Below are 18,207 nucleotides of genomic sequence, written 5' to 3' on the forward strand. Positions count from 1 at the left end.
GCCGCCCCTTTATTGGCCCTGACCCGTTTCCATGCGGAATGCACGTTTTCGGTGGAAAAGATCTGTTCCAGTAAGTTGTCTCCTGAGGGCTCCACATCCACGACGCGCTGCACCAACACTCCTCCGTTCGGATTCATTATGCAATGCAAGCTCATGGCGTTTCCTCCTCATCCTTCATGTTCGGTCCTTCGGTGGGTGAGACCTCCAGCGATTACCTCGGGGTATCTCGCGGCTCGTTTCCTTAGCGTTGGCGGAACAATTGGACGCTATTTCACACCTACTATGACCTCTGCTGACTCCTGAACGATCACCCCCCGTGTTACAACGACGGGCGCTGCTGCCCTATGCAGCCGCGATGTCGGTCAGGTCTCCCCGGATAATTGCGTGATCTGTCTCTACACAACCGCAGCATTTACCATATCTCCTTGAATCCTGGACTTTGTCATGTTGTGCTGACTCATCCAGAGACTTGGCCTTGTATGCTGTTTCTGTTCGTCGGCTCATAGATTTGCCGTAGACTTCCTCCGGACGAAACCTCACGGCGCCGCCCTTGTCTTAGGCTAGTACTTATGCTAAACCGTTGTTTGGTCAGCAGGATTCACGTACAGAGGACTTCCCATCATAACGACCGGGTCACCTCATAAGATCACGCCCATGCCGGGCGTACACAAATCATTGCACCGGATCGGGCTACAGTTGCACTTTGTTGATCGTCTTCGGTTTTCGAGCGATTTTAACATATTCACCGCTGTCAGTCTTCGCCGCCCTTACCGGTGAATTATGCGTTAAATGCAATCTGGAGGTAAAGGCCATGACAATCAGTAGATTCGATGAATTAACTAAGTGTGTTGGTATAAAGTCAATTAAGGATATTAACGATCAGTACGATTATAAAGATGAAAAACCTAAAGGCGATGGTGATTCTCCGGTAGTTGCATGCGGGCAAAATGATTCGTACAATGAACTTCAAAATATTTACGACAACAAACTCGCCTCATTTGTTTCTTCGCAACGCATAACTGAAAAAGAAGCTATTCATGCACTTTGCGAAGCGTGTCGTGAATTAAAAAATCCAAGAGGTAGAGATGATTTTTATAAATACCTTTCGAAGAAACTTAGTATAAGCATTTAACAATTCGCTGTTGTGGGACCGCTGCCGCTCCGCGGCAGTACCCTCGCTTCGCTCGGCGGCCCCAAAGCTTTGCGTTATATTTTTGATACCTGAATTTAATAAACTCTTAGTGTTAAGATGGATGATATACAAATGAAATTTAACGAATTTATCAACACCGATTTTGAAAATTTTCAAGTTATATTTAATTATTATTTAGAGTTTCTTGAAGAATTATCAAGTAAGAAATTTCCATTTGAAAACGTAATAAAAATAAAGGGTGCAGGAGGAAAATTTCTTAATACTATTGAAAAAATAAGTTATATCCCGCCTCCTTCAAAAGAAAAATATATGGGGCTCGTAGATGAGGTTCTTGATGAGTCAAGGAACTATCGTCAATATGCCGATAAAACAGGACTTTACAAATTTTTATTCCCTAACCACACAATAAGAATATTATCAAGATTACAGGACTCATTTCAAAAATTATACTCTGATTCATTGGAGTTGATAAATGATACAACAAGTAAACTCTATCATTTCGATGAGTTGAAGTTAAATGACTTTTTCAAACCAGAGAACTCAAACAAAGATATTATTAAGAATCTTGTTAATGAAGCAATTGATCTAATAAAAGAGGATGAATCTCTAACTGAAAAAAGCAAAAAAATCATAATTGAATATTTGGAGAAAGCACTTAAAGAACTAGATTACAAATATGTTAATTGGACAAAATTTATAGGGAGAATTAAAGAGACTGTAATTGTGTTGGGAGCCTTAGGTTCATTAATTGGAGGAGCTGGCACCTTGTATAATGCACATGCCAAATTAGAACAAGTAACTGAAACCATACAGAAAACATCTGTAAATATTAATTATACCGTTCTTAATGAAACCTTTAACGCTCAATACATTCAGAATATTGGTTCAATAAATACGTTCATAAAATTACCCGAAAAAACTGATTCAGAAATTAAAGATAAAGTAAAAATCAGCAATATAGTGGATATCAATTAATGAAAGTAGAATAAAGGACGAACCAGGGGACAGGCACCATGCGCTTGACCTACGCGCCAATCTATGAGACACTCACTTTCAACAAGTAACCTGCCTTATTAATTGAAATTCATTCCAGAACCTAATCAATAACAGACCTGTATTTCTGACATGACACACCAAGGAGATGACGCGCTATGCCTCGTATTCCCCGGATGGTCAGGACAGATCCCGGCCAGAAAACCGTTTATCATGTGATCAGCCGAACCGCGCTGGACGGCCTTCCTTTTAAAGATGCGGAAAAAGACGAACTGGTTCGAGTGATCCGTCGATTTTCCATGGTGTATGCCGTGGAGGTGTTGGGTTTTAGTTTGTTAGGGAATCATTTCCACATTCTCGTAGAAGTGAGTCCAGGGGCGATGCTTTCGGATGAAGAGGTGCGGCGGCGTTTTATGCTTCTTCAGACAAAAGGGTCGGAATTTCCTGAAGGGCAGCTTGAGGCTTTCCGAGAAAGGTTTTCCAGCTTGTCTTGGTATGTGAAGGACATCAAGCAGACCTTCTCACGGTACTACAATCGGAAGAAAAAGCGCCGGGGCACGCTCTGGGGGGAGCGGTTTAAAAGTGTGATCGTGGAGAAGGGCGAGACCGTTATCAACTGCCTGGCGTATATTGATTTAAATGCCGTTAGGGCAGGTATTGTGAAGCGGCCGGAGGACTACCGCTGGTGCTCCATCGGGCACCATGTGCAGACGGAAAACCGGGACGGGTTTCTCTCCCTGGACTTTGGGCTGGTAGAGTTCGGAGTGGAGAGCGCAGAACGACTGCAAAAATACCGCGAATTTCTTTATCACGCTGGATCGGTTAAAAAACGGGGCAAGGCCGCGATCCCGGCGCGAGTGTTTCAGTCTGAAAAGGAGAAAAATTTTGAACTCGATCGCAACCGGCGGTTCAGGTCCCGGACCCGGTATTTTACCGATTCAGGCATCATCGGCTCCAAAGCCTTTGTGATTGGAACCTATGACGTTTTTAAGGATCGACTTTATGGAAGCCGGGAACGGGTTCCCAGTCAGGTGAAAGGGCTTGATGGCATGTATTCCATGAAGCGATTGAGAGAGGCCTGACGATTTTCTGTTGCAGTACCTGATCACGTCCGCAATAAAGACAATAATCTGCAAACATTCAAGATGAATTCAGCATCCATTACTTCGGTCGTGAGGGCCTGCGATTTATATTTTGTTTTGGTCATGATCGTTGGAAGGGCTGTTCCTGCATCGGCCTATTCGGGCCTCGATTGACAATCACATCTTAACCCGGCTCGCCCGAAGGGTGAGAAAATCAAACAGAATACCGTGGATTACATTTTGCATTTTTGAAACGGCCAAAAATATCACCGCAATGAGCTGTAATTATCGACTATTCCTTAGGCCTGATTGTTTTCTCATGAAATATCCGGGTTAAGCTCAAATAGAATCACTGGGATTACAACGCTTTTTTGCGGTTGAAATCATGCGAGATGAAAACCCTATGACATGAGATTTCACATCAAGAGCATGTCGCCTGTCCCCTGGCCTCCTGGCCTCCTGGCCTCCTGGCCTCCTGGCCTCCTGGCCTTCTGGCCTTCTGCGCTGCGATTCCTCATGAATATCCGGGCTCACGGTGCGACCCTTGTCTTAGGTTAGTACTTATGCTAAACAACTGTTTACTCGGCAGGATTCACGTACAGAGGACCTCCCGTCATAACGACCGTTTGGAAGTGCGGTTTTTTATCGCTCTTCTTCGTCGTCCGATTGTTGCCAAATATCAAACACTGTCGTGCTTCGGCACCCGACGGGTAAAGCATGCGTTGTGTGAAAAAAGAAACGACAAAGGGGGATTATCAATTACCAATGTAGCGAGTGGAATAACATGGCGTCTTCTGTAGAATTCTCTATTTCCATTGATATTGACCACATTAAAAGACGCTTGCCTTTTACAGCTAAGATTCTTGATTATGGATGTGGTTATGGGCGAATAAGCCGTTTATTGAAAGATGCTGGGTATGAGAACATAATTGGCTACGATACCTCTCCTGGTATGATCGAAAGAGGTCAACGAGAAAACCCGGATTTGGTTTTAAGGCACAATGAAACATTTGAACTGCCAGAGCCTTCCGAACGTTTTGATGCCGCAATAGTCGCAGCCGTTTTTACAAGCCTTCCCGATGAATCCATGCAGGCTATGGTTCTGAAAGAGATGAATCGTATATTAAATAATGCAGGCGTATTGATTTTGTGTGAGTTTCTTCGTGATGACCAGCGGCAGTATGACGCCAAGGGTTGCTTCGTAAGCAAAATTGGAATTCGGATGAAACATTTTCATGAATCTGAAATCCGCTCATTGCTTCATGGATGGGACATCATTCATTTTGAACGTTTAAAAACCGAAGCAATAGGTCGTTCAATGGTACCAGCAGTACACGTCATCGCACATTCGTCACACAACAAATAAATGATCTCGGACGTCACAAAGCGGCTTCGCCCATTGCTGGCCCCGCAACGTCGTGACGCCGGTTATATAAAGGTTCGGGCTCAAAACTATAAACATGAAAAAAGTTGCGGTTACCACATATAAAAAAGATAAATACTACCCACGAGTGATGCAGGCATTTTCAAAAATCCTTACCAAAACCGATGTCGTTACACCCGTGGATGTTTTCATTGAAATGGGAAATCTTTCCAAAGAGAAGCATGATGATTGGCGACAGGGTAAAGTCCCATACCTTGAACATGTTTTCGAAGGAAATCTCTCTAAAGCAAACCGCATTCTCAAAATTATTGGTTTTCATGCCCATGATCTCAACATGGTGCCAAGAATAACCCACTACCACAAGTGGGGTAAGGGCAAAAAACACGCTTTACAGTTTTCAAAATCGGGAGATAAGAAATTAGAAGAAATTTATTCAAGGCATTTTCTTTGGAATCAATCATTTGAAAAGAAACAGGAATATATTGAACGGGCGAAGCCCTATTTTACCTCTCAAAGCCTTGGTAACCCATAAGATGGGGCACTTGGCTCGTTAAATATCCGGGATAGAGGCGTTATGCCCATAAAAATAAGGAGGAGAGATTATGAACCAAATATTTCCAGACCCTATTAGAAATCTTCAAGAAGCTAATATCCCAATAGACGGAATAACAGCGTATCTCTCGCAATCAGAGACTCATCAGATATTATTCATGGAATTTGAAAAGGATACTGATCTACCAGAGCATGCTCACGCAGGTCAGTTTGGCATCGTCTTGGAAGGTAAGATTGAATTGGTCATTGATGGTAAAATGCAACGTTTTACCAAGGGAGACCGGTATTATATTCCTGAAGGCGTAAAGCATTCTGGAAAAATATACGCAGGCTATGCAGATATGACATTTTTTGATGAACCGAATCGATACGTAAAAAAATAGAATTTGGGTTATGGCCGACCCCAAGAAGTGGGCCACGTCTCTTGCAACTTAAGCCGCTGTCCCCAATCATCTTTTTAGATCAGCACAACCCTGATATGTCGTCAAAAAATGGCCAGCTTTAAATAGGAACTCGTTATTGCGGTCTATTGCCGTGGGCAACCCGGCGCAAGCATATAAAAGGAGAAAAAATGTCATCACCACTCATACTTCTCTTGGGTGTCATAATAGCGGTCGTTGTGATTTCAGGATTGGTTTCTGGCAAAATCATTGCGGGTTCGAAAGGGTTTGAAGCAAATTATTATTCCAGGAAAGACAACCCATTGGCATATTATGCCTTCATAGTCATTTATTCATTCATCGCAATTTTCATTATTTATAACTCAATTTGATAAATAGAAACAGTTACAGCTTATAAAGAAACCAAGGAACAGGCGACATGTGCTTGGGTGGCTGGAAATAAACATTGGCTTGCCAGAATTTCGTTGGGTTTTGCCCCGAGGAACGAGTGAGAACGCACAGCAGAAACCTGCTTTCAAGGTGGCTCACCTTGCAGCCGGAGGCATAGTTTTTGTACTTTTATATTTTTCTTGCGACTTTACTTGTTGCCGCGGACTCGATTCAAGCTCTAAACATATGCCTCTCAAGGCAAATGGAAGGCCTCCTATGTCTCAATTCTGTCCTCCCTTGAGGGGTGTAAACACATGTTTCAGTACGTGGGCGCCGAGTATACGGACAGAGCCGACAGTGGATAGAGGACTTCGCCTTGCGTTGCAGGCTCGTCCCACCCATGCACGCCTCAACTCGGTTTCTGACCGTCACCCCATACTTTCATGGTATCCTGCCGCAACAGGACGAAGTCCTTCCGAAGCACCGATACCCCGTTGTCATACCGCGACACCGTGACAGACCACTTCGTGCCCTCTCGCCCTCACCTGGCTGGGCCTAACCCGGATATTTCATGAGAAAGCAATCAGGACTAAGGAATCATTCGTAATGACAGTTCTTTGCAGTGATATTTTCCGTTGTTTCAAAAATGCAAAATGTAATCCACGGCATTCTGTCTGATTTTCTCACCCTTCGGGCGAGCCGGGTGCACTCATCTGCTGCATTATCAGAGCTTTGAGGTAAACCACTACATCTTCAGCTCTGATGCCTTGCATATGAGTGCACCCAACTCATAAAATATCCGGGCTAAGCGGAATAAATCAAATGCAACCATCTAATTTTTTGAATTCAATCATCATAGCAGCCATTATTTTCTTCGGCAGCACTGTTTATGCAAACGAAGTAGAATCAAAATTCCTCGATGCGGGACTGGTTGATGTGAACCGTATTGATGAGACGATTCAAGTCGACCTCGTTAATTCAGACCCCGCAAAGAATTACTTCCGAGAAAATTTTTATTCGGGTCTCAAAACGGCATACTTAAGAAAGGACATTGCCGTTAAGCTTTCCAAAGCCCAAAAAGCCCTGAAGAATAAACATCCAGACTATTCCCTCCTTATCCTTGATGCTGCGAGACCAAGAAACGTTTCCCAATTAATGTACGACAAAATGAAAGGCACTAAGTTCGAAAAATTTGTTGCAAATCCTCAAAAGGGATCGATGCACAACTATGGAATTGCGGTGGATATAACCCTTGTCGATGGCTTTGGAGATGAACTGGACATGGGGTTTAGTCCCTTTAGAAAAAGCACTCTTAATCTTTACTGGATGTTTGCCAGAAAAAAGCTTGGTGCCACTCTTTCAACAAACCAAAGCAGCAATCGGAAATTGCTGGCAGACGTCATGGTTGAATCTGGTTTTATACCTCTTCGATTCGAATGGTGGCATTTCAACGGTATGCCTAAAGTGGACGCAAGAAAAAGGTATCAAATAATCGAATAATGGGTCACTATTTCGCCGACGCCTGCCTTATCTTCAACCTTTGGCCCCGCATCTTTCCGGGTCGGCTTAGCCACAGGAGATCATCATGAAAATTGCCTTATTTTTATGCGTTATCGTGGCTGTATTGTTCTTTCTCATTACCGCCTACTCCAAGAGGCAACCCAAGGGAACTCCCGGCTTAAATGATGATGGCATGATGTTACTCGATGCTGAGGAGTTGGGAGAAGGACACATAGGTTCCTCGTATGAGAATGACGTTATCCCCTTGTTGACGAAGTACATTAGCCATCCAACGGAAATCGACGAGAATTTCGATTCCGAAACGGGGTCCTACAAGGTATCGTCCCAGAACAAGACGTATGTGATCTATTCACCTGAAATGGATTTGAGTGAGGGGCATCCTTGGGGCAATGCGACGTTCGCTTTGTTCGATATTGTAAATCGCCAATTACAGGATTCACCCTACCGGTTCTACGCGATCAATGGTGGCAACGATCTTTGCGGGATTTTCCTGACCTATGAGGCCAGAACACAAGCCATCGAGTCTCTGGAACAAAAAACAGACTGGCCCTATTTACCAGAGGACAACCCTCCATGGTATGGCCAACCACATGATGAGTCGCCGAACTAACCCGAATATTTCATAAATCGAGGAAAAGTCATGACCGCCGAATTATTATACCGAGATCGTTTGATCGAGATTTCAGATGATTCCATCCTATTTCTGAATTACTATTATCCTTTTGGCAATAAACGTGTCAGTTTCAGTCACATCGACACGGTTAGTGTTCAAAAGCCATCGATTCTCAGCGGCAAGTATCGGTATTATGGCACAGGCGATTTTCGAACCTGGTTTCCACCGGACAATCGTTCCTCAAGAGATAAAATTTTCATTTTGAGGCAAAAAAATAAGTGGTGGCGCGTGGGATTCACGGTTGAAAACTCACAGGTTGTTTTAGACTTGCTAAAGAGCAGGTGTTCACTCATTCATAAGGAAAGCTGAGATAAATACAAGACGAATTGATTAACGCTGACGTCACAGCATGGCATCGCTCGTCTCTCCCTGTGATGCTTGATGATGCCGGATTTAAAACGCAATAGGCCAAATGAAGGAAAGTCCATGAGCCATATAGATTCATTCAAACATGAAATCGTCGGTCTGTTTGGAAACGTGCCTGTTTATCACCCCTTGGAAGAGATACAGGGTGATTTTGTCTGTACGCCAAAAAACTTAGTCCTTGGGGGCGGCAGTGGAGAACACCCGGCCCTTGTCATAGAGAGTCCGCTCAAAGCGGTTGCATGGTTTCTCAATCATGAACTTGAGCCATTACGAAACACGGAATTAAGCGCCGAACGATTCCCGTTAAAAACGAAAGTTGATGCATGGTCACCCATCATTGCACCCTACCTGACATCATCACCCCATGACATTCTGACGTTTTATGAGTGGGACAAGGAGACATACAGCCGTTTTGGCACTCTGTGTAAGTCACCCGCCCTTCCCAACCCATTGGACGACGAACCCCTTGAAACCTGGCTGATACTTGGCATGGGCGAATTTGTCTTTTTCGCCATGCCACATCTGGCCCCAGAAATCATGACAAAACTCGAAGACCCATACCCCTGTTTTCATCATACCTACCACAACAATATCATGGTGATTCCCCCCAACATTCCTGTTTATGCAAACGGTGGAAATGCTTTTAAGTATGACCGCTGATTGACGTGGATCAAAGGGTGACGCACATAGACAGGGGCTCAGACAGACTTGTCATGCCGGTGGTTTTTGCGTACTTACAGGAGATCGGCTTTCAAAACCTGTGTATCCAAAAGCTCAACCCCCTGAGCCCCAACAGGGACGCAGCACAAGCTGAATCGTTACAAGATATGTCTAAATTTGCCTTAATATCAGGAGTATAAATGAAATTCAGTTTGTCCAAATTTCACCTTACGTTTATAATCGCCAGTCTTACGGGCTGTCTTTTGATGACATCGTGTGCCACGAAACTAAAGGTCCCACGGCTGAAACCAGCTGAAATCAATCTCTCTTCGTATAAAAATGTGACGGTCGTCCCGTTTAAGGGGTCCCACGGGCGTGAAATCGGCGATACCCTGACTCAAAAATTATTTGAAAGCGACCGTTTTGATGCCTTGGATCGTTCGAACCTGGACCGTATTTTAAAAGAGCAAAATCTCTCTATTTCCGATATATCCAACCCCAATTCATCCATCAAATTAGGCAAAATCGTGGGGAGCAGTGCCTTGATTTTTGGCCAGGTGTACACCAGAAAGTACACCCAAAAACGAAGTTCCGAAAAAGCGACCTGCCGAAAAAATAAAAAGAAATATACCTGTCGCAGATACAAAGTCAAAGGGGAGTGGAACCTGAAAGTCGGATTTAAAATGATCGATACCTCGACGGGAAAAATCATCGCGACCAAGGTGATCAACGAATCAAAAACGAAATCGAAATCGAGAAGGGAGGAAAGGCCCGAGATAACCTGGGATAAGGAAAATGTCTTCGGCTCTCTGCAGAACAGCCTGGTCGACAGGTTTATGAGAATAATCGCGCCCTACACCGTTTACAGCGATGTAAAACTCTTTGAAGATGATGACCTTCCCTGGCTCGAAACCGGGATTAAATTCGCCAAAAATGGTGAGTGGAACACGGCCATTGAAATGTTCGAATCAGCCACGGCTGAAGCGGAGAGAAACCCGGATATTGAACAGAAAATTCGTGCAAGGGCCCATTATAACCTGGGGGTGGCCTACGGCTACAGCGGTCAATACAGCAAGGGGATCGAAGAATTGAGGCAGGCCTGCAAACTCAACCCGGAAGACATTTTCTTCACCGAACTCAAAAAAATAAAGGAATTCCGCCAGGATGAGAAAAGGCTGAGAGAACAGGGCGTCAACACATCCTGCATAGACCGATCTGTAAAGATTACCGCCTTCACCCTGGCGGCCTGATAGGCGATGTAAAGGCCCGAAGCAAAAATAATCATACAAAAAGCCATTTAATTACCACCCTTTCTCAGCCACCATTAAGGACATGGGTGGTTTGTAAAAAATCGTTCTTGGTTCTTGGTTCTTCGTTCGAGGAGTCGCTACGCTCCATCAATTTAAAAGAAGCCGTGTGCTGGCTGCCGACGTCGCAAGCCTTCATGGGTCTACAGCCTTAAAAGTCACAGCAGCCTTGGAACCTCGTTATTTCATTATGTTGTGACTGGCGTTGCATCTCCCTGGGATGGCTGTGAATAAAGGGTATTCAAAAAAAACAATGCCTCCCGTGGCGAGGTGAGCCACCTCGAAAGCGGGTTTACGAATGCGGTTTATTCAAGGGCTGCCAATGACCTTTCTTTTAAACCTGTTTATCAAACTTTTCAAAAGCTTGGCCCTCGTCAGAGCCGCCGGAGGCACAAGCGGAGACCACCATGCCTTTAAAAAAACTAATCACGGCTTTATTCCTTATAATGGCCTGCGGCTGTACCACCGGAAAGCATCCCACCTGGGTGGGTAATGGCCTCCACCCCGGATACCCACCTGACCAGTTCCTCGTCGGCGTCGGGATCTCATCCAGATCACGCGACAGGCAGGCGGACGTTCAAAAAGCCGATACCCATGCAAGGCTGGAGGTGGCCAAGCAGCTGAAAGTAAGCATTCAAAGCCATCTGACCTCCCGGCAAGAACAAAAAGCCCGGTCCTTCTTACCGGAGACATACACATCAAAAACAGTCCAGAAGGTAAAAGAGGATGTTGACCTCTTGCTTGGCGGGGTCACCATTGCTGAGCGCTGGTACAATGAGAAGGATCATCTTCATTACTCTATGGCCGTACTGAACAAAGGGGAGACGGCAAAACGGCTCTCTTCTGACATTGCCCGGCACAGCCACCAGGTAAACGCGTTATCCCTCCAATCTGATCTCTTGCTTAAAAAGGGGGATATCACCGGGGCGTTGCAGAAAAAGATAAAGGCACTGGATCATTACAGGAATTATCTCACCAAAAAACAGAGGGTGGCCGTCCTGAAGCCCCGGGCATCGGGCAGCGCAGACGTCCCCCCTGGCAATCCATATGACAGCCTGATGGAGCTAAAAAACAGCATGGATCTGATCATCCTCGATGGAGACATGCAGGCAGGCAGAATAGGCCGTGCCCTTGACCGGCCCTTGCGAATAAAAGCCCTCTACAATCAAAATACGCCCATCGACCACTTGCCCGTCACCGCTCACATTGCCGATCAGACAGGAAAACCAGAACAAAACAGGACCACCGGAAAAGACGGCACGGCAGCCATAAGGTCGCTTGACATACAAAAAACAGGCAAGCACATGAACCAGATGACGGTCTCAGTGGACTGGAACCGCCTCATCAAAGAGGCGCTGGGAGGAGAGTCAGAAACATCCTGGGAGGGTTTTCTCTCAGGGCCTTCGGTTCATTTCAAATACAGGTTAAGAGTTCCCGAGGTGTCCCATATTCTGATCAAAATTTGTGAACAAGGCCGCTATTCCGGGGTCGATGCCGCCGCCCTGCTGCACTCGACGAGCGTGGACCTGATGAAGAAAAAGGGATTTTTAATAAAAAAAACAGGCCGAGGACAAAACGACCGCACCCTCTGCTCAGGCGCGCTGGGCATTGAATCCATGGTTCGAAGAGACAAACCGCTGTCAGACATTGTTCTCGTTGAGAAAATCAACGTGGATTTCTCCGGCAGACGCGGGCGGGGATACGTTTTCCGGGCAACGATGTCCGTTACGGCCTACGATATGGCCTATCACGAAATCATTGCCTCCATGAATAGCGAAGCTCTGGGCGGTGCTGGCAACAGGAAAACAGCGGCAGAACGGGCCATAAAAGCAGTGGCAGACGAATTGATCCCCCAGATCGCATCCCGGATAGTCGAAGGATTGTAGCTTAAAACCATTCTTCGTGCGTGACTTTTCAGCTATCCATTTTTTCTTTATGACCCCGGTCTGACAGCACCCTGCGATTTTCGTCTTCCCCGCGCAGGCGGGGATCCATGGTGGTTGTGAGAAAGCGTATGCGTTGTGTCTTTTTATGGTGAGGTAACCCGAGCATGGATCCCCGGTCATCCGGTTGTTCCTGCGTTGCAGGGTGTTTCAGGTTGCGGTCAGGCCGTATGCAACGACTCTCCGAAGAGCCGGGGAAGACGATTCCATGGAGCATGGCGGCCTTTTTGATACCCACCTGTTTCTGTTTTTGTGGGCCCGGCCGGTTTGACGGTACCCTGCGATTTTCGTCTTTCCCGCGCAGGTAGAAGGTGCGGGAGCGCCACCCTACGCGGTGATGAAAAGACGTGACGTATTGGCATTTGAATCTTTCTGTCATTTGCCTCGAACAACCTGGAGAAGGCAAGCTGACTAGTTACCTTCGTGCTTGGTGCTTGGTTCGAGGAGTCGCTACGCGCCATCAATGTAAAACAAACCGTAACCATTTTTATATTCAAGGGGCCTTGATATGAAAAAAACGGATCTTGAGACGTATCTATCCGAATTTCCCGGGGCAGAAAGCAGTTATCCCTTTGGACCCGAAGCTCTTGTCTTCAAGGTCATGGATAAAATGTATGCTCTTGTGTCACAAAACGAAGAAACGCCACGCGTCACCTTAAAATGTGAGCCCACATACGGAGAAGAACTGATCACTCAATTTGATTCGATCACTCCGGGTTATTACATGAACAAAAAACACTGGATTACCCTTTCACTCACAGGCGAGGTTGAAGCCGAATTAATCAAAAGCCTGTCATCAAATTCGTATCAAATGATTGTGTCCAAGTTTAAAAAATCCGAGCGAGAGCAATTACAAGACAGATAGTTTCACCCGCATCACCGGGGGTCGGTGATAAAAAGACCTTAATAACTCAAAATCCAGGGGTTATATTCACAGGCTGCGGGGTTTCAAGCGTGGAGGCAGAGCCTCCGGGAAGCATTCCCAGGCGGAGCCTGGGAACGAGAGAGAGCCCAACGCATCGCGCGCTTGTCCCCTGAAGTGGTTGGGACTGACACACCGACAGTTCAGGCGCTTGCGAGGTACAAGGCACTGCCACATCCTCCACGCGAATGCGGACGCGAGATGCCCAGGGTACCGACAGCCGTAGAGCATTCGCAAACCTGCTTTCAAGGTGGCCCCACCTTGCCGCCGGAGGCAGGCTTTTTGACCCGACCTTTCCCTCCCCCCCCCTTCCCTTCCTGCGGTGCCCCTCCCCACCTTTATTTTTTTATTGCTTTTTGTATAATTTTTTATATATTCTATTCAATATCCCGCTGCAAATAAGATTTTTTTATATATTCATACACCCCTTGACCTGAAACCATCCACGGAGCCCTTTATGCACAGCCCCGGTAAACTTCTGGCAACCTATATCCCCATGGCAGATATGATCGCCGCCACTTTCGGCAAGGCCTGCGAGGTGGTGATCCATGATCTCTCCATCCCTCAAAATTCGGTGGTTTATGCCGTCAACAACCACGTCACGGGGCGTCAGGTGGGGCAATCCTTTGACCACCTGATCAAACAGGTCCTGCTCTCCAAGACATTTACAGGGGACATGACGGCCAATTACCGAACCACCACCGATGACGGACGCGAGGTGAAATCCTCCACAGCCCTGATCCGGGACGCATCCGGTGAGGTGATCGGTGCTTTCTGCGTCAACTACGACCTCTCCGCCCTGGGCCCCATGCAGGCGTTCATGGAAAGCTTCCTTTCCCTTAACACGGCCCCCCCAGAACCGGAGACAGCCCCGGTGGAGAACGTGGTGGAGATCGTGGACGACCTCATAGAAAAAATTATTGCCCAGACAGACACCGCATCCATGAAGAAAAAAGAAAAAATCCGTCTCATCGAATTCATGGAGAACAAAGGGGTCTTCCTCATCAAAGGGGCCATCGACAAGGTCGCGGATCGACTGAGTATCTCCAAGGTCACGGTCTACAGCTACCTCGATGAAATCAAAAAAAGAAAATAACCTGAAAAAGCCTCCGGCGGCAAGGTGGGCCACCTTGAAAGCAGGTTACCAATCCGTATGTCTTTGACGAAGGCAAAAGCCAGAACCGTTGCAGAAGGAAGAGATCCACCATGAGAACCATCACCACAGACAACGCCCTGAAACCCGCAGGCCATTACAGTCAGGCCATCATACACAACGGACTCATCTATACCTCCGGCCAGTTTGCCTTTGACGCAGAAACCGGAGAAAAGCATCAGGCATCCATTGAAGAGGAGACCCGGCACGTCCTGGCCAACCTGGAGCTCGTCTTGAAAGAGGCGGGCAGCAGCAAAGAGAAGGTGATCAAAACCACCCTCTACCTCTCCGATGTGGCTCTTTGGGACCAGGTGAACCGGGTCTACGCCGATTTCTTCGGCGACCACAAACCCGCACGCTCCGTGGTGCCCACCCATGGTGAGCTGCACTTCGGATTCCATGTCGAACTGGAAGCGGTGGCGGCGGTTTCCTAAAACAGCAAGCACCCTGTCGCATTTTCAGGAATAATGAGGTGGGCATCTCCAGCAAAAAAGGTTGCCGTATCTCACTCTTCTACGCGAATGCTCCAAAAGCGTTTGAACACAAAGGCCTCCATGCATTCGCATGGGGGTTTCAAGGTGCCCCCACCTTGTTTTCATGCACTTTAATCGAGGACACACCATGGCACGATACATTGACCCGCAAACCCACGAGACCTTCCCCCTTGACGTCCCCCTCTGGAGATCTCCCTCCGGAGGCCCTCTGATGCTCACCGAGTTTCCCGGCATCACACGAAAAGAGATCGACACCACCACCCGCTCCATCTGGCGGTACCGGGCGGCGTTTCCCTTTGAAGTGAGCGAGCCCATCTCCATGGGCGAGGGATGCACCCCCCTGGTGACGAGGGAAATCGGCGGAACCCCCTGTCACTTTAAGCTGGAATGGTTTGCGCCCACGGGCTCGTTCAAGGATCGCGGCACCTCGGTGATGCTCTCCATGCTGAGGCAACAGGGGATCACAGCCGTTCTGGAGGACAGCTCCGGCAATGGGGGCTGTTCGGTGGCGGGTTACGGCGCCGCAGGGGGCCTCGGCACATGCATCTGCGTGCCGGAGTCTACCTCTCCGGCCAAGATCGCCCAGGTTAGGGCCTACGGCGCCGAGGTGGTGCTGGTCCCCGGCCCCCGGGAGGCGACTGAGGCCAAGGCCATCGACATGTCTTCGAAGATCTTCTACGCCAGCCACAACTGGCACCCCTTCTTCCTCCAGGGCACCAAGACCCTGGGCTACGAAATCTGGGAAGATTTTCACTGTTCATTGCCCGACAACATCATCATTCCCGGAGGGGCAGGCAGCAATATTCTGGGATGCCATATCGCTTTCAAAGAGTTGATGGCAGCCGGTGAGATCACCGCCATACCTCGCCTCTTTCTCTCCCAGCCCGCGCACTGCGCCCCGGTGCACGCCAGCTTTCAAGCCGGTGCCGACGACTGGGTGGAGACCGCCTTTGCCCCCACCGTGGCCGAGGGCACCGCCATCAAGCGCCCCATCCGCATGAAGCAAATCCTGGCCGCCCTGCGCGAAAGCGGCGGAAGTACCGTGGCCGTCCCCGAAGAGGAGATCATCGAGGCCAGCCTGTCCCTTGCACGCGTCGGGCTCTACACCGAACCCACCAGCGCCCATGCGGCAGCGGCCTTTACCCGGCTGCTGGAGGCCGGAACCATCAAGGCCTCCGAAACCACCGTGGTGATCCTTACAGGCACAGGAATCAAGACCACCCCGTTTTATGAAGCGCAACTGGCCGAATAAAAACGGCCTCCGGCGGCAAGGTGGCGCCACCTTGAAAGCGGGTTTGCGAATGCGCACTGGGTGTCGGCACTCCGGGCTGAAATGCCTTCGCATTCGCGTGAAGGGCGAGGAAACGCTCAGTGTTTCGCAAGTGCATGAACTGCAGGTGTTCAGGATTCAACTCAGCCGTTGACTTAAAGCGGGTTTGCGAAGACGCAGAGCATCTGCCCACCTAATTTACCATGGAGACTGACAGAGATGAATCTGACAACCCTGGAAACCCCCTGCCTCATTCTTGACAAAAAGAAACTTAAAAACAACATCCAGCGCATCAGCAAGCGCATGGCAACACTCGGGGTCAACCTGAGACCCCACGGAAAAAGTGCCAAGAACATCGATGCCATGAGAATGGCCCTGGAAGGCCAGGAGGGCGGCATCACCGTCTCCACCCTCAAGGAGGCAGAGTATTACTTTGAGCAGGGTATCAAGGACATCGTGTACGCGGTGGGCATCGCCCCGGTCAAGCTGCCCCGGATTCTGCGTCTTATCAAACAGGGCGCTGAGATCACCCTTCTCCTGGACTCCACGCAGCAGGTGCGTTTTGTGGCCGAGGCGGCCGTCAAAGAAGGCATCACCCTTCCTGTCCTCATCGAGCTGGACTGCGACGGGCACCGGTCCGGGGTGACCCTTGAGGATGACAGCCTGATCGCCATCGGAACCCTGCTGCATGAGACGCAAGGGGTCTCCCTCAAGGGGGTTCTCACCCACGCAGGAGAATCTTATCAGTGCCGATCCACCGAGGCAATGACCGCCATGGCAGAGCAGGAGCGTTCCTGTGCGGTGGCCTGCGCAGAGGCCCTTCGACATGCCGGCCTCCCCTGCCCGGTGGTGAGCGTGGGCTCCACCCCCACAGCCAACTTTGCCGAGGACCTCAGCGGGGTCACCGAGGTGAGGGCCGGGGTCTACATGTTCTACGACCTGGTGATGGCAGGTCTGGGAGTCTGCCGTGAAGAGGACATCGCCGTCTCCGTCCTGGCCTCGGTCATCGGCCACCAGAAACGCAAAGGATGGGTCATCACCGACGCGGGCTGGATGGCCCTGTCCAGGGACAGAGGAACGGCGGCACAACCGATCGACCAGGGCTACGGCCGAGTCTGCGGCGTGGACGGCGCGCCCCTGAAAGACCTCATCGTGTCAGGGGCCAATCAGGAGCACGGCATCGTCTCCGACCGCAACGGGGAGGCGATCTCCTGGGAGTCATGCGACATCGGCACCCTGGTCCGTATCCTGCCCAACCACGCCTGCGCCACCTCCGCCATGTACGATCGCTACCATGTGGTTGACGCCTCGGAAGAGATTGTGGACACCTGGTACCGCGTCAACGGCTGGTAAAAAACAAAGGCTGGCCGTCACTATTCAGATCCAAAAAAGCCTCCGGCGGCAAGGTGTGCCACCTTGAAAGCTGTTTGCGGATGTGCTTTGGGTCTACATAAATCTGAAATATATAGTTAAGACCTGTTTGTTAAACCCGTCGTTATAAAATCAGGCAAAAATTTAGCCCCCGGCAGGGCCGCCGGAAGCATAAGCTGAATAGTTACAAAAGAAGAAAGGCAAAATTCGATCTCGAAGCGCCTCCCTTTTCCCTGTTCTTTTAATGACATTTCGTGTATTTCGTCAGCTCTATAGAGAATAAATCTTCAAATACAGAGAGTGCCCCCTTCAGGCACCCACCCCATAAGGAAATACAAAGCCATGACCGAAATCATTACCATCAAACAAGAGCCCATTGAACTTTTCAAAATCATCAAAATCGCCAACTGGGTCAGCGGAGGCGGCGAGGCCAAGTTTGTCGTCTCAGAAGGGCTGGTGGAATTAAACGGCGAGGTGGAGACCCGCAAGGCCAAAAAGGTCTACAACGGAGACGTGGTTACCTTCCAGGAGATGTCTGTAAAGGTTGTCGTCGGGGACACCCCGGAAGAGTAAGCAGCCAGAGATGGCTCGGA

17 protein-coding genes are annotated in these 18,207 nt (G+C 48.6%); all 17 read left to right on the forward strand.

The features are described 5' to 3' along the window. The first annotated feature begins 811 nt into the window (after window positions 1-811). Window positions 812-1,132, forward strand: coding sequence for a hypothetical protein (locus Q1Q75_RS13440; protein ID WP_300671543.1), 321 nt, complete (start codon window positions 812-814; stop codon window positions 1,130-1,132). A gap of 132 nt (window positions 1,133-1,264) precedes the next feature. Further along, window positions 1,265-2,128 (forward strand): hypothetical protein, encoded by an 864-nt coding sequence (locus tag Q1Q75_RS13445; RefSeq protein WP_300671546.1) that lies wholly within the window; start codon window positions 1,265-1,267, stop codon window positions 2,126-2,128. A gap of 176 nt (window positions 2,129-2,304) precedes the next feature. Next, complete coding sequence (locus Q1Q75_RS13450) at window positions 2,305-3,228, forward strand: transposase (RefSeq protein ID WP_300671548.1); 924 nt, start codon at window positions 2,305-2,307, stop codon at window positions 3,226-3,228. Window positions 3,229-4,012: 784 nt separating this feature from the next. Then, the gene (locus tag Q1Q75_RS13455; RefSeq protein ID WP_300671551.1) at window positions 4,013-4,594 is read left to right on the forward strand and encodes a class I SAM-dependent methyltransferase; all 582 of its coding nucleotides are present in this window, start codon (window positions 4,013-4,015) and stop codon (window positions 4,592-4,594) included. Window positions 4,595-4,688: 94 nt separating this feature from the next. Then, window positions 4,689-5,144, forward strand: coding sequence for a hypothetical protein (locus tag Q1Q75_RS13460; protein WP_300671554.1), 456 nt, complete (start codon window positions 4,689-4,691; stop codon window positions 5,142-5,144). Window positions 5,145-5,214: 70 nt separating this feature from the next. Then, window positions 5,215-5,547: a cupin domain-containing protein gene (locus Q1Q75_RS13465; RefSeq protein WP_300671557.1), complete on the forward strand. Its 333-nt coding sequence runs from the start codon at window positions 5,215-5,217 to the stop codon at window positions 5,545-5,547. 1,209 nt (window positions 5,548-6,756) lie between these two features. Continuing rightward, window positions 6,757-7,434, forward strand: coding sequence for a M15 family metallopeptidase (locus Q1Q75_RS13470; RefSeq protein ID WP_300671560.1), 678 nt, complete (start codon window positions 6,757-6,759; stop codon window positions 7,432-7,434). An 85-nt stretch (window positions 7,435-7,519) separates the two neighbouring features. Then, window positions 7,520-8,065: a hypothetical protein gene (locus Q1Q75_RS13475; RefSeq protein ID WP_300671563.1), complete on the forward strand. Its 546-nt coding sequence runs from the start codon at window positions 7,520-7,522 to the stop codon at window positions 8,063-8,065. A gap of 489 nt (window positions 8,066-8,554) precedes the next feature. After that, on the forward strand, window positions 8,555-9,154 hold the full coding sequence (locus tag Q1Q75_RS13480; RefSeq protein WP_300671565.1) for a hypothetical protein: 600 nt from the start codon (window positions 8,555-8,557) through the stop codon (window positions 9,152-9,154). A gap of 200 nt (window positions 9,155-9,354) precedes the next feature. After that, window positions 9,355-10,404, forward strand: a complete 1,050-nt coding sequence (locus tag Q1Q75_RS13485; RefSeq protein ID WP_300671568.1) for a CsgG/HfaB family protein — start codon at window positions 9,355-9,357, stop codon at window positions 10,402-10,404. 464 nt (window positions 10,405-10,868) lie between these two features. Continuing rightward, window positions 10,869-12,347, forward strand: a complete 1,479-nt coding sequence (locus Q1Q75_RS13490) for a hypothetical protein (protein WP_300671571.1) — start codon at window positions 10,869-10,871, stop codon at window positions 12,345-12,347. Window positions 12,348-12,912: 565 nt separating this feature from the next. Beyond that, entirely contained in the window at window positions 12,913-13,269 is a 357-nt protein-coding gene (locus tag Q1Q75_RS13495) for an MmcQ/YjbR family DNA-binding protein (protein ID WP_300671574.1), read from the forward strand. Window positions 13,270-13,783: 514 nt separating this feature from the next. Continuing rightward, window positions 13,784-14,422 (forward strand): PAS domain-containing protein, encoded by a 639-nt coding sequence (locus Q1Q75_RS13500; RefSeq protein ID WP_300671577.1) that lies wholly within the window; start codon window positions 13,784-13,786, stop codon window positions 14,420-14,422. A 110-nt stretch (window positions 14,423-14,532) separates the two neighbouring features. Next, a complete protein-coding gene (locus Q1Q75_RS13505; protein WP_300671580.1) occupies window positions 14,533-14,913 on the forward strand; it encodes a RidA family protein in 381 nt (126 codons plus the stop codon). Window positions 14,914-15,100: 187 nt separating this feature from the next. Further along, on the forward strand, window positions 15,101-16,225 hold the full coding sequence (locus tag Q1Q75_RS13510) for a pyridoxal-phosphate dependent enzyme (protein ID WP_300671582.1): 1,125 nt from the start codon (window positions 15,101-15,103) through the stop codon (window positions 16,223-16,225). A gap of 237 nt (window positions 16,226-16,462) precedes the next feature. Further along, window positions 16,463-17,596, forward strand: a complete 1,134-nt coding sequence (locus tag Q1Q75_RS13515) for a DSD1 family PLP-dependent enzyme (RefSeq protein WP_300671585.1) — start codon at window positions 16,463-16,465, stop codon at window positions 17,594-17,596. A gap of 360 nt (window positions 17,597-17,956) precedes the next feature. Next, on the forward strand, window positions 17,957-18,187 hold the full coding sequence (locus Q1Q75_RS13520; protein WP_300671588.1) for an RNA-binding S4 domain-containing protein: 231 nt from the start codon (window positions 17,957-17,959) through the stop codon (window positions 18,185-18,187). Window positions 18,188-18,207 lie beyond the last annotated feature (20 nt).

Origin of the sequence: Desulfoluna sp. (genome assembly GCF_030145185.1) — a bacterium.
Taxonomy (GTDB): Bacteria; Desulfobacterota; Desulfobacteria; order Desulfobacterales; family Desulfolunaceae; genus Desulfoluna.

Coding starts and splice junctions, on each gene's coding strand:
- Q1Q75_RS13490 (WP_300671571.1), top strand. CDS start 10,869: ATGCCTTTAAAAAAACTAATCACGGCTTTATTCCTTATAATGGCCTGC.
- Q1Q75_RS13440 (WP_300671543.1), top strand. CDS start 812: ATGACAATCAGTAGATTCGATGAATTAACTAAGTGTGTTGGTATAAAG.
- Q1Q75_RS13505 (WP_300671580.1), top strand. CDS start 14,533: ATGAGAACCATCACCACAGACAACGCCCTGAAACCCGCAGGCCATTAC.
- Q1Q75_RS13480 (WP_300671565.1), top strand. CDS start 8,555: ATGAGCCATATAGATTCATTCAAACATGAAATCGTCGGTCTGTTTGGA.
- Q1Q75_RS13515 (WP_300671585.1), top strand. CDS start 16,463: ATGAATCTGACAACCCTGGAAACCCCCTGCCTCATTCTTGACAAAAAG.
- Q1Q75_RS13450 (WP_300671548.1), top strand. CDS start 2,305: ATGCCTCGTATTCCCCGGATGGTCAGGACAGATCCCGGCCAGAAAACC.
- Q1Q75_RS13475 (WP_300671563.1), top strand. CDS start 7,520: ATGAAAATTGCCTTATTTTTATGCGTTATCGTGGCTGTATTGTTCTTT.
- Q1Q75_RS13520 (WP_300671588.1), top strand. CDS start 17,957: ATGACCGAAATCATTACCATCAAACAAGAGCCCATTGAACTTTTCAAA.
- Q1Q75_RS13455 (WP_300671551.1), top strand. CDS start 4,013: ATGGCGTCTTCTGTAGAATTCTCTATTTCCATTGATATTGACCACATT.
- Q1Q75_RS13465 (WP_300671557.1), top strand. CDS start 5,215: ATGAACCAAATATTTCCAGACCCTATTAGAAATCTTCAAGAAGCTAAT.
- Q1Q75_RS13470 (WP_300671560.1), top strand. CDS start 6,757: ATGCAACCATCTAATTTTTTGAATTCAATCATCATAGCAGCCATTATT.
- Q1Q75_RS13445 (WP_300671546.1), top strand. CDS start 1,265: ATGAAATTTAACGAATTTATCAACACCGATTTTGAAAATTTTCAAGTT.
- Q1Q75_RS13460 (WP_300671554.1), top strand. CDS start 4,689: ATGAAAAAAGTTGCGGTTACCACATATAAAAAAGATAAATACTACCCA.
- Q1Q75_RS13485 (WP_300671568.1), top strand. CDS start 9,355: ATGAAATTCAGTTTGTCCAAATTTCACCTTACGTTTATAATCGCCAGT.
- Q1Q75_RS13495 (WP_300671574.1), top strand. CDS start 12,913: ATGAAAAAAACGGATCTTGAGACGTATCTATCCGAATTTCCCGGGGCA.
- Q1Q75_RS13500 (WP_300671577.1), top strand. CDS start 13,784: ATGCACAGCCCCGGTAAACTTCTGGCAACCTATATCCCCATGGCAGAT.
- Q1Q75_RS13510 (WP_300671582.1), top strand. CDS start 15,101: ATGGCACGATACATTGACCCGCAAACCCACGAGACCTTCCCCCTTGAC.